This window comes from Pectobacterium araliae, from assembly GCF_037076465.1.
GTDB classification, from domain to species: Bacteria; Pseudomonadota; Gammaproteobacteria; order Enterobacterales; family Enterobacteriaceae; genus Pectobacterium; species Pectobacterium araliae.
On the sequence record NZ_AP028908.1, the window covers coordinates 1689195 to 1702062 of the forward strand.

Consider the following 12868-nt stretch of genomic DNA (forward strand, 5'->3'; position numbering starts at 1 on the left):
GCTATTTGAGGCGGTCTTGCAGGTAGCGCTGATAATCAGGAATAGTTATCTGAACAGGTTCTTTAAATAGCGCAGAATTAACCAGGAAATCCGCCGTTGCACGATTGGTGGCAACAGGAATATTCCAGACAGTAGCGAGTCTCAGTAGCGCTTTTACATCGGGATCGTGCGGCACGGCATTAAGTGGATCCCAAAAGAAGATCATTAAATCAATTTTCCCTTCGGAGATGAGTGCACCAACTTGCTGGTCGCCCCCCATCGGCCCACTCAGCATGCTTTTTACGGGCAGGCTCGTATTTAACTGAATCAGGTTCCCGGTAGTACCGGTGGCGTAAAGCGTGTGCTCTTTGAGCTGTTCTTTATTCGTACCAACCCAATCCAGCAAGGATTGTTTACAGTGGTCGTGTGCTACCAGCGCAATATGTTTTTGCGCGGCGATGGTTCGGGTGGTGAACTCCATGGTTACGTCCTTCAATCTGGTGTAGTAAAGCTGACGCTAGGGTACAGACAGATTACGGAAACGCTGTTTCAGTGCAAAGCGATAAAAGCAGGAAAAGACGAACGGGTATCAAAAATCTGATGTGACTGCGCGTTAAATCACCAGGTTACGGATTCATTCAGTGCGCTAGCAAAACCAGCAACGGAAGCCCCTTTTGCTGCTGCGTTGTATTCCGACATTTTTCGCTCTATATCGAGTAGCTCATTGCCTGCGATGACAAACGCATCGGTACGCATGGGGATAGCCTGATTTTTTTCATCAAGCAGTTGATATTGAGGAAGCGCCGTGAAGTTTTGGCGATCCTGAAGGGTTTGTAGCGGCGGCAGCTTAAATGACACCGACGCCACTTTTTCGGTGTTGAAGGTCGCAATAAACGTTGAGGGAAAATAGGTCGCTGGCGCGCCAGTCTGCGCATCGACAGTATCGACAACTTTGAACAGGATCTGGTGTTGTCCACTGCCAAGTTCGAGGCTATCGGCACCTTTCAGCAACGAGCCTGACATCTTTTGCCCGTCAACCATCAGGAGATCGATTTTCTGATCTAATTTCAACGTTGTTGCCGCAATTGCCGAGGTACTTAAACCTGCAATAAAAAGGCAGACAGTGATGAAGCCGAATTTCATAATTTTCTCAGATGGTACGTAATTCGGGTATTGTTGAGGAATTGTCTGAATGTGTCAAAGGTTTCAATTTGAAACAGGCTGTTATGGCATTTTTCGTGTCATGCTGCATGAGCATCGTGGGTGCTGTAAGCCATTTCCCGCCATTCGTCGAATGTGAGATACACTGTAATCAATCACGCAAGAGAGGCTGAATAGCATGAATGACAGTGATATTGAATCGGTACTGAAAACGGTAAAAACCATTGCGTTAGTGGGCGCCAGCGATAAACCGTCCCGTCCAAGTTATGGTGTAATGGCCTATTTACTTGAGCAGGGCTATAACGTCATACCCGTCAGCCCTAAGCTGGCTGGGCAGACACTTTTAGGCCAAAAAACGTATTCCAGCTTGGCGGATATTCCTGCCCCTGTTGATATGGTTGATGTTTTTCGTCAGCCGGAAGCGGCCTATGAGGTGGCTAAAGAGGCTATCGCCATCGGCGCGACGGTTCTGTGGTTACAGATTGGCGTTATTAATGAGGAAGCGGCAATTTTGGCCCATGATGCGGGGTTGAAAGTTGTGATGGATCGTTGCCCGAAAATTGAAATCCCACGGCTGGGTTTGGATAAATAAACGGTAGGCATTGGGCGATGCTGACTATCACAACATCACCGATGCCTGACTGTAGTGCCAATATCCGTTTTTGATGACAGTTAGTGGCGCAACTGTGGTGCGCGACGTTGAATGACCTCGGCTAACTCATTTAGCGTAGGATGATCGTGTTCAGAAAGCTCTTCCTTCATCAACTGTGCTTCTGCCAAATAAGTATGTATCGGTTGGCCTTCGTCATCTTCCATCACAACGTGATACCACGGTTCGGATCGCGGTGTGCCATTGCCACTAATTTCTTCCCAGGTGGGCGTTTCTAGTGAATATTCGGGATCGATATCGATAATGACGCCTGGAAACCCTAGAAGCCTATGACGAATCTGTTGCCCGATGCCAAATTTGCTGATGATCATATAACCCCCTGGAAATTGATTATACTTTCTACTCGCTGCAGATTTTGCGGAGAGGGGATAACTGTATCCGATAACGTTTTTTCGCGCTGAGAGGTTTTTCAAGTAATGATGCCATGTGCTCGTTAGTGCATCACCGACTGAACACATTATTAACAGTATGGTGTAAATTTTTAGAAGATACAGTCCCGCTAATAAATGTTGCCTGGCGGTTTGGGGGGAAGGTGGAGAAGATGCCAACGATAGCGACGGCGGCCTATGTTTATGGTGTGGTTCAGGGGGTTGGTTTTCGTTACAGTACGCAACGTCAGGCAATGCAACTTGGCCTCAATGGGTATGTACGCAATTGTAATGATGGCAGCGTGGAGGTGGTGGCAAGTGGCGAACGTCATGCGGTAGACGCGTTGATTGAGTGGCTGAAGCAAGGTGGCTCACGAAGCGCCAGAGTTGATAAGGTGCTTATTGAGCCACATGGTAAGACAGGCTACGAAGGCTTTACGATCCGTTATTGACACGGGGAAGCTAGATGCATTTCACGGGTTTAGGTAAACCCGCGATTTTGGTGGCCTGCTTTGCTGGCCCTTTTGGAAACAGTTTATACAGATAGCGGCTATTTCCTTTCTCTTCACCGTATTTTTGTGCCATCGCTTTAACCAGCATGCGTATAGCGGGGGAGGTATTAAACTCCTGATAAAAATTTCGCACGAACCGGACGACTTCCCAATGTGGTTCTGTCAACGCGATGCCTTCCTGTTCAGCTAACACGAGAGCCAATGCTTCACTCCACGTTGTGCTGTCCATCAGGTAACCCTGTGCGTCTGTTGCTATCATTCGCCCTTCAAACTCCAACATCTTCTCTCCGGCTGCGATATCTCCGCCGCAGTTTAACAAACTTTTCTTTATGTACCTGAATAAAAAAACACCCTGTCAGCGTTCTGCTCGCAGGGTGGAGTGATTATCTCATTCGTGCACCCGCTGGTTTTTCTCAGTGCGGGGACTCACTAACTTTAGTCGTTACGCATGATGCCCAAGATGCTCAACAGACTAACGAAGATATTGTATATTGCGACATACAGGCTAACCGTTGCACGGATGTAGTTGGTTTCGCCGCCGTGGATGATGTTACTGGTTTCCCACAGAATGGCGCCTGCAGAGAACAGGATAAACAGGGCGCTGATTGCCAAATGCAATGCCGGAATCTGTAAGAACAGATTAGCAATGACGGCAACAACCAGAACAACGAAGCCAGCCATCATCATGCCAGACAGGAAGGACATATCCTTACGCGTTGTTAAGACATAGGCTGAACAGCAGAAGAACACCACAGCCGTACCGCCAAGCGCGAGCATGACAATGTCACCAGCACCGGAAGAAATCAGCGAACTTAAGATCGGGCCCAGCGTATAACCCATAAATCCAGTCAGTGCGAATGCCGCCAAAATACCGGCAGGGCTGTTCGCGAGTTTATGTGTCAGAAACATCAGACCATAAAACCCAACGAGCATCAGAATTAAACCAGGAGCTGGTAGGTTAAGTACAGTACTTGCGGTTGCGGTAACGGCGGAAAAACCCAGTGTTAGCGACAGCAGGAAATAGGTATTACGCAACACTTTGTGAGTGCTGAGTAACGAACTTTCACGGGTAGAAGAAACAACAATACGATCCATATCAGCGACTCTCTCTTCAGGGTGCTATTATTCAATGTCAAAGAATAAATAGTTTCAAGACGTTATTAAAGATGGTTTACCCTTCTTTACGCTGTAAATTCGTCATACTCCGTACCTGCGTTCGTGTTTTACCCTGTCCTTCTTATGATGGTGAGGATAAATTGCTCTATTTTGTGTATTGTGTGACGATTTTACGCGCAATCACGTTGCGTTAGATTGTTTTTCAAGCAATTGAGCGCTGCGATGCTTTACAAGATCCCCCACACTGTTTATAGTTCGCGTCATTGCGGAGGAGTGGCCGAGTGGTTGAAGGCACCGGTCTTGAAAACCGGCGACGCGAAAGTGTTCTAGAGTTCGAATCTCTACTCCTCCGCCACACATTCAATAGAATCAATGGGTTATGAGTTTTTTTTGATTCTGTCCTGCATAAAGTGCAGCATAAAAGCTTCCTTAACCGGAGGCTTTTTTTGTATTTGGCCTACCTGTTTTTTCATCTTATTTCTCCCAATCTCCTCTTGTCCATATCGTCAAAAATTCCTCTTTAGCTGTTGCCAAGCGTTGAAATCGATAGAAAATGGATTGATATATTTCAGCTAACAGCAAAGAAGGGATGGCGGTGAAAGCAAGCGAAGTCATAAAGCGGTAAAACGTGATTTTTTCATAAGAATCTCCTGCGTTTAGATTACGAGAAAATTCTACTTATGAATACTCTGCTTTTTTTGGGGTATTACCGTTTGTGAACGGCCTAATTTTTGGCTGTTCATATAAAGAATTTCTGTGAATCTTAATATTTTCATATTTTAACTATCGTGCTTATATGTTATTTTGTGATAATAAAGTATTTTTCACACACACTAATTTTGAAAAATGTATTTTTGTGATATGGTTTATATCTACTAAAAAATAGGAAGTGGTATGGAAAAATATATTAAAACAGATGATGGCTTATCTTTGTGGTCGGAATGTTTTGGAGATGCCAGAAAACCAGCCATATTACTTATTATGGGGGCAATGAATCAGGGAATACATTGGCCTGATGACTTTTGTAAAAAATTAGATGATGCCGGTTTTTTTGTTATTAGATATGACCACCGAGATACGGGTAAGTCTGATGGTGTTGATTTTTTATCTAAACCATATGACTTAAAAAGACTTTCTCAGGATGCTATATGTGTCCTTACAGAGTATGGCATTAAACGAGCCAATGTTATAGGCTTCTCTATGGGGGGGTATATATCCCAAATTATCGCTATCCACTATCCTGATTTAGTTGAAAATTTAGTTTTAATATCAACTACTGCTGATCATCGTCCACATATTCAAGCGATCACTGGGGGAGACCATAAAAATTTTATTCTTCCGTCGCCTGATGAAGGCTATCTGAGAAAATTAACCGAGTTAATAAAGAAACAACCACGAACGAAACCAGAGTTTCATGAATATTTTGTTAAACTTTGGAAAATCGCTTATGGAGGGACTCACCCTTTTCCATTAAAAGAGATTAGCAGTATTTTGCATTCCTCGGAAGAAAGAGAGTCTACCACTTTATCACCCATTAACCATGTATCAGCAATGGTTAAATCTGAAGATAGGCTAAAAGAAATAGAAAAAATAAAAGCAAGAGTATTGATTATACATGGTAAGTATGACCCATGCCTGCCATTAGAACATGGGGAATATTTAGCTAACTGTATTCCTGATTCACAAATTAAACTATTAAATATGGGGCATTTCTTTCAATGGTCATTGTCAGATGATATTTTGTCCGAAGTGATTAGATTTATTTGATGACTGATTCGATAAATTTCTAACAATTATATTTAATAATAGATGATTAATTGCATTATCATCGATTAGAGCTTACAATTATAGATGCTCCCAGCATTTCTGATTATCTACACCATGATATTTCATTGCGTGTTTTCAGATGTATATGGCAGTGGATACGTGCTTAATGGATAAATGTGATATGGATATCTTCCTGTTTGTCAGTCTGTTGGCTTATCTCTGTTGCACTGGGAGTAATACTTATGCTGGCTCTCTTGCACCATCAGCAAGCCCATAAACAGATTATTATCAGCCTACCAAAGAATATGAAACACAATCACAAATTGACTACGACTTTGCTGTGAAGAGACCAAGTGTTCTGTCTGATCCCAGTCTGAGCATCGTTGAGCAACAGCGTTATAGGAATGCAATTAGAAATAGAGCTGGTGGTTAGTCATACGACTATATTATTATAAATTAAAGCCGGGGTTCCAGCTTTAATTTATAATAATATTTTAAAAATATCCTTTACTAAAAATCAACAAAGTGTCCGTGAATGAACCTCATTTCATATATTCTCTGGGTGAGATATGAAATTTACAGTTTTGTATTATATGGCTGTTAATCCAAAGCTTCTATTGTACACATAAAAATGATTCTTATTTTACCATGTGGTTAATAGTTTCTATTAATTTTTTACTATGGTTTTTTGCTTTATCTCTAATTTCTAATTCAGTATGGCCCGATACTATTGAAATGTCATACAAAATAACGGGTTCAATATAGTTCATTTGAGCATATTCAGCAGATTTTTTTATCGGCATCAATAAACTGTCAATTAATGGACTGTGATCCTCTTTTTTGAAATTATATTCTGGTTGACCTACTGTAAGGCTTGGCTACAGGCTTTTATTTTTAAGCTTATCTCCCTTTGAACCATAGGCAAACTGATAAGTAAATACCTGATCGAACCAGATTTTCAAAATGGCAGGTGTATTATACCAATACATAGGGTATTGTAGAATAATAAGATTATGACGTAATAAAGCGGCTTGTTCTTCTTTTACGTTAATCTTGTAATTTGGGTTTAACTGAAAAATATCACGGATTTCTATATCAGAAAGACTATGTTGTAATTCAGTTGTGATAGACTTATTTGCTATAGAGTTTTCGATGTTAGGATGTGCCAATATAACTAACGCCATAAGATCTCACTTAATAACAGTCGATAACTATCAAAATGATAGGTGGTGTGGTAAGTTTACCGCATAGCTTGTCATTGACAATAACTATCAAGATCGATAGTGGAGATAGCATGAAGACAAAAATCACTAAAAATGCAGCTTGTCAGGTTTTTTTGAATGAAAAAATCTATCCATGTCCGGTTAGTCTGGTTATGGATTTAATCGGTGGAAAATGGAGAGGCGTTATTCTCTACTATTTAAAAGATAGAAATAAAAGATTCAGTGAGCTACGCAAAAATATTCCACACATTACTGAAATGACGTTAAGTTTACAGCTTAAAAAACTGGAAAAAGATGGGCTTATTACGCGAAAAGTTTTCGGTGAAAAACCACCATTAAAAGTTATTTATTCCCTTTCTGAGTTTGGGCAATCATTCAAACCCGTTCTTGAGGCTATTTCATCGTGGACGGATACTGAGATAATAGAGAGAGTGTGAAGTATTATGAAGATAATATTAATTCGACATGGTAAACCTGATGTTGACATAACGAAAAAATTATCCTCAAATGAGATGGCATTATGGATAGATGATTATGATAAAAGTGAGGTAAGTGAAAACCCTCCGCCATACCTTTTTATAAACGGCAATGTTGGTAAGAGTTTTTTCATCGCTAGTTCATTACCAAGAACATTAACGTCGTTGGAAATGATGGGCATTAATCCTGATATGATTGACCCAATATTTCGTGAGGCTCAATTACCTTCATTTAACCGTTCTTTGTTGAGGTTATCACCAATGACATATATTTTTATATTTCGTATGTTATGGTTGGTAGGGTTTTCTAAAAATGTCGAATCATATTATTCAGCTAAACTTCGTTCTAAATTGGCTGCAACAAAATTAATAAACTTTACCCAAAAAGAAAAATCGGTTTCTTTAATGGGACATGGGATTATGAATCGTATGATTGGCTCCCAGCTTGAAAGGAAAGGATTCAGAAAAACAAAAACATTAGGTAAAAACTACTGGGAACTAACTATTTATGAGAAACGCTGACTGGTAGGTTATTTTTGTGGAATACGATACCAATTCGACCATTATTTAATAATGGTATTTTATATATAATAAATATCACGTTTGCAATCATTAGTGTTGAGTTTTGTTCGTTTTTCATACTCAGTGCGTGGCATATAGATACCTTACACTTCGTCAAAAAGTATACGCTTATCGTATTTAACATCAGTGCTAACAGGCTTCTTTTTACTTTTAACAGGAGTGCGCTTTAGTTATAAAACATCTGAAGTCAGATGAAAAATATCAAGTGAAATGATGACATGGATTTTATATTTTCGATATACATGATTAATATTTTACCGAAATTTTGCTAACCAGATCGTTCTATCACAACTCGGATCGTTTTGGACATGTTCAACGACAGTGAAGTCATTACTATCTAATAGGTTGCGATATTCTTCTGGCGATAAACTCGCATGGTATAGATCATCACCAAGAAATTTTCCGATAACTTCTCCATCATGGGTTCCGCTGGTAAACATTAACATAGCTCCTTTGCGAGAATGTGCCTTAAAGACCGAAAACATTTTCCTTTGGTAATCTTGAGTGAGATGAAAGAAACTATCCCAAGCAATGATGCCATCAAAGGATTTATTCAGTGATAGCGTGCGCATGTCGCCAATAATCCAGTTATGGGAAGGATGGCGTTTTATGCAGAGTTCAATTAATGGTGAAGATGAGTCAATCCCTGTAAGATTATATCCTTGATTGATTATATATCCGCCTAGCGGATTACCAGAGCCACAGCCTATATCAAGTATATCGCTATTCGGTGGCGTGCCTGATAAAAACCGATCTATCCAAGGTTTCTCGTGGAAATGTTTTTTCCTTATTTCATCAAATTTATGAGCATGTTTTTTATAAAATTCAATGGTGGTTTCTGATATAGGGTTTGGCATAAAACCTCAGTTGGCAACAAGATTTATATATACTAAATACCATATTTTTTCTGTTCAATCCAATCGTTTGTTTTACATTCAATCGTGATGATAACCTGGCGGTTTCAACAGTGGTGCTGGTGATTTCCTATCCCCCGAAAGAGTAGGTATGTAGTCCAGAGTGTTATCTGGTTACTCCTGTCTGGAGCGACTTGGAAGACAGGTGATTTAGTCGGGGGTAAGTCAGTTTTGTTTTTCAATTGGTTGTAGTAAAGAATATGGTTTTATCAATAGATGATTACGAAAAATTTTGGCAAGGAGCTATCTTAAAAAAATTCTCATTTGTTAACGATGCCGCTGAAAGGGAATACAAAGCACCTCCTGCTGATGTGCAAGATGAGATAATTGGCGTAAAATCCCTGTTTTTATCTAATACTGGTTGCTCCTGTCTGGGACGACTTGGAAAGCGTCTAATCTCATCAGGTGTTGGCTTGTAGCCATCAGTGTTAAATTTTACTCGCTTCTTAGTAACCGAACGGTGAGCTCGCGTTGTGTGATTAAAATAATGTAATAAGCTGAGGGTGACAACAACCTTGACACTGATCGTAGTCGTGTGGCATGAAAACAGACTCATCACTTTCGACAGCACATGAGATTTAGATCATAGAGGATGGTGATTTTCAAAAAAGAGGTTAGTGAAATAAAAAGGAAAGCTTCGAAATAAAAAATACACCTTGTACATAATAACAACCAATCATTTTTAATGTTGAAACCCTGTATGGCGATCATAACAATCGCCCGGTTTCTTTTAATCCTCTTAAATATTATCTCTTACTTCTTGCAAAATTAAATTAAGAAATAATCAGCCTGTAGCCCTTACAGTATAAGGATTAGGAGGAAAATATGCGACTGACTGTACGGTCAGTGTTCCGGACTCTATACCCAATAAACCTCAAACCTGCGTCTTGAGGTTTATTGGGTATAGAGTGTATATTAAAATTTTTAGGGCAAATGTATGAAACTAAGCGAACGAGCCAGAATCTTTGCAACGCAGGCTCATACCGAAGCAGGGCAAACGAGGAAATTTACAGGCGAACCCTATATTGTTCACCCGACAGCCGTTGTCGAACTATTGAAGTGTGCAAATCCTACCGAAGAAATGATCGCTGCCGCATGGCTTCATGATGTCGTTGAAGATACAGATATTACACTGGATTTAATTGGCGTCCAGTTTGGTTCTCTGGTGAAACGATACGTTGAAATGTTAACTGATGTTCGTCCCAGAAGAAGCGGTGGCGAACGTATTACCCGCAAAAATGCTAATCTTATTCACAGTGCTCAGGCAAATCCAGAAGCCCAGACGATAAAGTTGTGTGACCTTATTGATAATGCCGGTTGTATTGTAGACAGAGATCCTGTTTTTGCCTGTAAATATCTTATTGAAATGAAAAGATTATTAAGTGTTATGACTGCCGGTCATTCAGGATTGTATTTACATGTGATGAAGGCATTGCCCGGTTACACCAGCAGCAGGGCAATGATAAGTGGTTTATTCAAAGCTGGGAACAATATGAACAACATACGCAACTTAGTTCGGTGACAAAGTTGTCAGGAACAGGATTGCTGGAATCGTGACAGCTGCCAGCACTGTCTGGACAGAGATAATACCCGCAGATAAGCGATAATCACCGCCAAGTAGTTTGGACATGATATAAGCAGAAGGTGTACAGGGAAGTGCATTAAATAGCACGACCGTTGCCAGAACAGGACCACTAATACCTGAGCATATTCCAATAATTAATGTCATCAGAGGAACCAGAAGTAGCTTTACAAATGTGGACTGCAACACGGCTCCATGAGAAGCACGGGCAGCACGGAGATCCAGTCCAGTACCAACAGCCAGCAAACCCAGCGGAAGTGAAGCGCCACCCAGTATATGCAAAATATCTCGTACTGTCTGCGGCAGGTTCAGATGCGAGGCATTAAACAGAAGTCCCGCAAGCACTGAAATAATAACAGGGTTACGCACTAATGCCCGCACTATCTGCGATGCGGCTGGTTTTGTTCCCTGACCGTAATACATCAATATAATAATAGATGCTACGTTGAGCAGAGGAATTGCAACTGCGATGCTGATAGAAGTTACAGTCAGGCCGATATTGCCATAAGTAGCTACGGCAGCAGCTACACCGATATACGTATTAGGGCGCAACGCGCCCTGAATAACAGAAGAAAATACTGGACCGGACTGTTTACTCACCCCCCGCCAAATCCATAGAGACAATGCACCCATGATTACAGCCCCCAGAAGAGACCACGCAATGGGTTTTATCGGAAATTCTCCAAAATCTGCTGTGGCAACCTGCGAGAACATCAGAGCAGGAAACAGCCAGAAATAATTGAGTTTTTCACAGGGTAGCCAGAACTGCATATCAATAAGGTTACGTGAGCGTAATACATAACCCAATACGATAAGAAACATGACTGGAATAAGTGCCAGAAGAGTTGTCATCATTGTTGCCAGATATACCTCTTAGTCAATACCACAATACCATATACCACAATAAACCCTGTCAGCAGGCCTTCATATACGGTAGCACTGGTACGACGAAACAAAATTTTCCCCACGGCCCAGTAAATTAATAAAGCAAGTGGTGCGGCGAGAAAACCAGAAACACTAATAGACTGAGGTTTAAGGATAATAAGTGTCATCAACTGGATGATGCCAAACATCAAATAATAACGAGATACAACATTGCGTATGGCTGTTTTCTCACTTTGTGTTGTGGATGCGTAGAGGGCAAGCAAAGCCCCCCCCATACAGGGCGGGATTCCACTTTGTCGATAAATTAACCAAATATAACCTCGCTGCGAAAATCTCCTGACCACCCAGCACATTGCCGTTTGCCCGCTCTGCTATCTTTTCTGCCTTGATGCTGTTTCAGGACACTCAACGCGACTCTCTGTGTACCGTTTTTCCCCGTTCGCCACGCTCACTCACTACTTCTATTAACGTACGGATTGTTGGCCAGCGTTGTGTTAGTTCGTCGGGAAAGTCCGCACTTATCTGCATTATCTGACGATGCTCCGCCCGCCCATGAGCCTGATTATTTTCCGTATGCGTCGCCAGCCCCTCATCGTCATAACATGAAGAAAAACGTTGCTTAACAAATTCATACAGCTTAACAGTGCCGATATCAGAGACTCGCTATCTAATGCCTTGATAATATTGGCGATACAATGACGTTTGGGAATGCCGTTAATAAAAGGGGAATGCAGCCTTAGCCACGGGAGCTGACACTCGCCGAACTGCTGTATGGCTTTCCATCCCGATGCGCCACTGAGCACGGCAGCAAAGGTGAGGAAGATGACGTCCATCAATTCATGCTTTTTGTTCGTTTCGCAACGTGGGTCGGGTATTTCGTTGATATAATTAAAGAGCGACATTATCTTTCACTGTGTTTTTGGGGATAAAGCTCAGATCAATGAAATCGAAATAAATTCTCTATTTCAATAAGTAAAGTGGGATCCCGCACTGGGACCAATAGTGGCAATAACACGAGAATATGTCATAAACAACTCCTTTGTAAGTTAATTTTTTTATGACATCATGATAAATATTTTTTAGGAATTGAATAGATGAAATAACTATTAAGAAGAAAATCACGTGTAGAGACTAGTAATAGCAACATTCCCATTATCATACTTTTTATATGCGAATTTTTAATAACTAAGAGATATGGCTTCCCCTGATATGTAAGTTACAGGGAGAATAAATACGATTGAACTTTATGTAATGAAAGTGTTATAAATTTTTGTGAAAAAAGCAAGTTCATGTGAACTCTGGCTTACTGGTGAATATTTATGACACGGAAACGTTATGGATGTTCGGTGCTCGCTCTGTTGTGCTCCGCCTCAGCTATGATGTTTCCGCATTGCTAAATAGCCGCACGGAATAGTAGATCCCTTTGAGGGAACTCAGCTCGGATTGTGCAATTTGATCAATCTCAGCATGGTCTGGCTAAAGTGGAGCGGTATTAGGCGAAGTTATTTATCCCGTTTTCGTTGCTGTAGTCGAATCTAATATCGTCTTTTTATTGTGGTGTTTTTATTTCTGCCAGAGTCGGCATGCGCTAAGTGGCTTAAATCTGGACGAGTGCCGCGCGAGAGTTTTTCAT

Annotated in this window: 15 protein-coding genes, 1 tRNA gene and 2 pseudogenes; 8 read left to right on the plus strand and 10 right to left on the minus strand. The window is 41.1% G+C overall.

Going from position 1 to position 12868, the window contains the following annotated elements:
* Window position 1: 1 nt before the first annotated feature.
* Together AACH44_RS07580 and AACH44_RS07585 are read right to left on the minus strand one after the other, a co-directional pair.
* Entirely contained in the window at window positions 2-460 is a 459-nt protein-coding gene (locus AACH44_RS07580) for a methylglyoxal synthase (protein WP_261849969.1), read from the minus strand.
* 137 nt (window positions 461-597) lie between these two features.
* Window positions 598-1122: a DUF2057 family protein gene (locus AACH44_RS07585; protein ID WP_261849970.1), complete on the minus strand. Its 525-nt coding sequence runs from the start codon at window positions 1120-1122 to the stop codon at window positions 598-600.
* Window positions 1123-1318: 196 nt separating this feature from the next.
* Between AACH44_RS07585 and AACH44_RS07590 the strand changes: the two genes are divergently transcribed.
* On the plus strand, window positions 1319-1732 hold the full coding sequence (locus tag AACH44_RS07590) for a CoA-binding protein (RefSeq protein ID WP_261849971.1): 414 nt from the start codon (window positions 1319-1321) through the stop codon (window positions 1730-1732).
* 80 nt (window positions 1733-1812) lie between these two features.
* On the opposite strand, the gene hspQ is transcribed toward AACH44_RS07590, so the two are convergent.
* Complete coding sequence (gene hspQ, locus AACH44_RS07595; RefSeq protein WP_261849972.1) at window positions 1813-2121, minus strand: heat shock protein HspQ; 309 nt, start codon at window positions 2119-2121, stop codon at window positions 1813-1815.
* 230 nt (window positions 2122-2351) lie between these two features.
* On the opposite strand from hspQ, the gene yccX reads away from it, so the two are divergent.
* Window positions 2352-2630: an acylphosphatase gene (gene yccX / locus AACH44_RS07600; RefSeq protein WP_261849973.1), complete on the plus strand. Its 279-nt coding sequence runs from the start codon at window positions 2352-2354 to the stop codon at window positions 2628-2630.
* Window positions 2631-2640: 10 nt separating this feature from the next.
* On the opposite strand, the gene tusE is transcribed toward yccX, so the two are convergent.
* Both tusE and yccA read right to left on the minus strand, forming a co-directional pair.
* The gene (tusE, locus tag AACH44_RS07605; RefSeq protein WP_261849974.1) at window positions 2641-2970 is read right to left on the minus strand and encodes a sulfurtransferase TusE; all 330 of its coding nucleotides are present in this window, start codon (window positions 2968-2970) and stop codon (window positions 2641-2643) included.
* Between the two features lie 155 nt (window positions 2971-3125).
* The gene (gene yccA / locus AACH44_RS07610; protein ID WP_103860384.1) at window positions 3126-3785 is read right to left on the minus strand and encodes an FtsH protease modulator YccA; all 660 of its coding nucleotides are present in this window, start codon (window positions 3783-3785) and stop codon (window positions 3126-3128) included.
* Window positions 3786-4073: 288 nt separating this feature from the next.
* Between yccA and AACH44_RS07615 the strand changes: the two genes are divergently transcribed.
* Window positions 4074-4161: transfer RNA gene (locus AACH44_RS07615), tRNA-Ser, on the plus strand.
* Window positions 4162-4700: 539 nt separating this feature from the next.
* Window positions 4701-5573 (plus strand): alpha/beta fold hydrolase, encoded by an 873-nt coding sequence (locus AACH44_RS07620; RefSeq protein WP_261849975.1) that lies wholly within the window; start codon window positions 4701-4703, stop codon window positions 5571-5573.
* An 878-nt stretch (window positions 5574-6451) separates the two neighbouring features.
* Here AACH44_RS07620 and AACH44_RS07625 read toward each other — a convergent pair.
* Window positions 6452-6757, minus strand: coding sequence for an NAD(P)H-dependent oxidoreductase (locus AACH44_RS07625; RefSeq protein WP_261849976.1), 306 nt, complete (start codon window positions 6755-6757; stop codon window positions 6452-6454).
* Between the two features lie 110 nt (window positions 6758-6867).
* Here AACH44_RS07625 and AACH44_RS07630 point away from each other — a divergent pair, with 110 nt between their 5' ends.
* Together AACH44_RS07630 and AACH44_RS07635 are read left to right on the plus strand one after the other, a co-directional pair.
* Window positions 6868-7233, plus strand: a complete 366-nt coding sequence (locus AACH44_RS07630) for a winged helix-turn-helix transcriptional regulator (RefSeq protein WP_261849977.1) — start codon at window positions 6868-6870, stop codon at window positions 7231-7233.
* A 6-nt stretch (window positions 7234-7239) separates the two neighbouring features.
* On the plus strand, window positions 7240-7794 hold the full coding sequence (locus AACH44_RS07635; RefSeq protein ID WP_261849978.1) for a histidine phosphatase family protein: 555 nt from the start codon (window positions 7240-7242) through the stop codon (window positions 7792-7794).
* A 314-nt stretch (window positions 7795-8108) separates the two neighbouring features.
* Here the strand turns inward: AACH44_RS07635 and AACH44_RS07640 are convergent, their stop codons facing one another.
* Window positions 8109-8711, minus strand: coding sequence for a class I SAM-dependent DNA methyltransferase (locus AACH44_RS07640; RefSeq protein ID WP_261849979.1), 603 nt, complete (start codon window positions 8709-8711; stop codon window positions 8109-8111).
* A 257-nt stretch (window positions 8712-8968) separates the two neighbouring features.
* On the opposite strand from AACH44_RS07640, the gene AACH44_RS21215 reads away from it, so the two are divergent.
* On the plus strand, window positions 8969-9187 hold the full coding sequence (locus tag AACH44_RS21215) for a hypothetical protein (RefSeq protein WP_425606634.1): 219 nt from the start codon (window positions 8969-8971) through the stop codon (window positions 9185-9187).
* A gap of 518 nt (window positions 9188-9705) precedes the next feature.
* Window positions 9706-10325, plus strand: a pseudogene (locus AACH44_RS07650) (HD domain-containing protein).
* Here the strand turns inward: AACH44_RS07650 and AACH44_RS07655 are convergent.
* From AACH44_RS07655 to AACH44_RS07665, 3 genes and pseudogenes are all read right to left on the minus strand, one after another.
* On the minus strand, window positions 10279-11205 hold the full coding sequence (locus AACH44_RS07655) for an AEC family transporter (protein WP_261849980.1): 927 nt from the start codon (window positions 11203-11205) through the stop codon (window positions 10279-10281). The pseudogene AACH44_RS07650 and the gene AACH44_RS07655 overlap by 47 nt on opposite strands.
* Window positions 11202-11498: a hypothetical protein gene (locus AACH44_RS07660; RefSeq protein WP_338659546.1), complete on the minus strand. Its 297-nt coding sequence runs from the start codon at window positions 11496-11498 to the stop codon at window positions 11202-11204. The genes AACH44_RS07655 and AACH44_RS07660 overlap by 4 nt, the downstream gene beginning before the upstream one ends.
* Before the next feature lie 41 nt (window positions 11499-11539).
* A pseudogene (locus tag AACH44_RS07665) lies at window positions 11540-12137 on the minus strand (transposase family protein).
* Between the last annotated feature and the right edge of the window lie 731 nt (window positions 12138-12868).

Excerpts from the sequence above, each read along its gene's own strand:
- AACH44_RS07580 (WP_261849969.1), bottom strand. The coding sequence starts at position 460 with ATGGAGTTCACCACCCGAACCATCGCCGCGCAAAAACATATTGCGCTG.
- AACH44_RS07585 (WP_261849970.1), bottom strand. The coding sequence starts at position 1,122 with ATGAAATTCGGCTTCATCACTGTCTGCCTTTTTATTGCAGGTTTAAGT.
- AACH44_RS07590 (WP_261849971.1), top strand. The coding sequence starts at position 1,319 with ATGAATGACAGTGATATTGAATCGGTACTGAAAACGGTAAAAACCATT.
- hspQ (WP_261849972.1), bottom strand. The coding sequence starts at position 2,121 with ATGATCATCAGCAAATTTGGCATCGGGCAACAGATTCGTCATAGGCTT.
- yccX (WP_261849973.1), top strand. The coding sequence starts at position 2,352 with ATGCCAACGATAGCGACGGCGGCCTATGTTTATGGTGTGGTTCAGGGG.
- tusE (WP_261849974.1), bottom strand. The coding sequence starts at position 2,970 with ATGTTGGAGTTTGAAGGGCGAATGATAGCAACAGACGCACAGGGTTAC.
- yccA (WP_103860384.1), bottom strand. The coding sequence starts at position 3,785 with ATGGATCGTATTGTTGTTTCTTCTACCCGTGAAAGTTCGTTACTCAGC.
- AACH44_RS07620 (WP_261849975.1), top strand. The coding sequence starts at position 4,701 with ATGGAAAAATATATTAAAACAGATGATGGCTTATCTTTGTGGTCGGAA.
- AACH44_RS07625 (WP_261849976.1), bottom strand. The coding sequence starts at position 6,757 with ATGGCGTTAGTTATATTGGCACATCCTAACATCGAAAACTCTATAGCA.
- AACH44_RS07630 (WP_261849977.1), top strand. The coding sequence starts at position 6,868 with ATGAAGACAAAAATCACTAAAAATGCAGCTTGTCAGGTTTTTTTGAAT.
- AACH44_RS07635 (WP_261849978.1), top strand. The coding sequence starts at position 7,240 with ATGAAGATAATATTAATTCGACATGGTAAACCTGATGTTGACATAACG.
- AACH44_RS07640 (WP_261849979.1), bottom strand. The coding sequence starts at position 8,711 with ATGCCAAACCCTATATCAGAAACCACCATTGAATTTTATAAAAAACAT.
- AACH44_RS21215 (WP_425606634.1), top strand. The coding sequence starts at position 8,969 with ATGGTTTTATCAATAGATGATTACGAAAAATTTTGGCAAGGAGCTATC.
- AACH44_RS07655 (WP_261849980.1), bottom strand. The coding sequence starts at position 11,205 with ATGATGACAACTCTTCTGGCACTTATTCCAGTCATGTTTCTTATCGTA.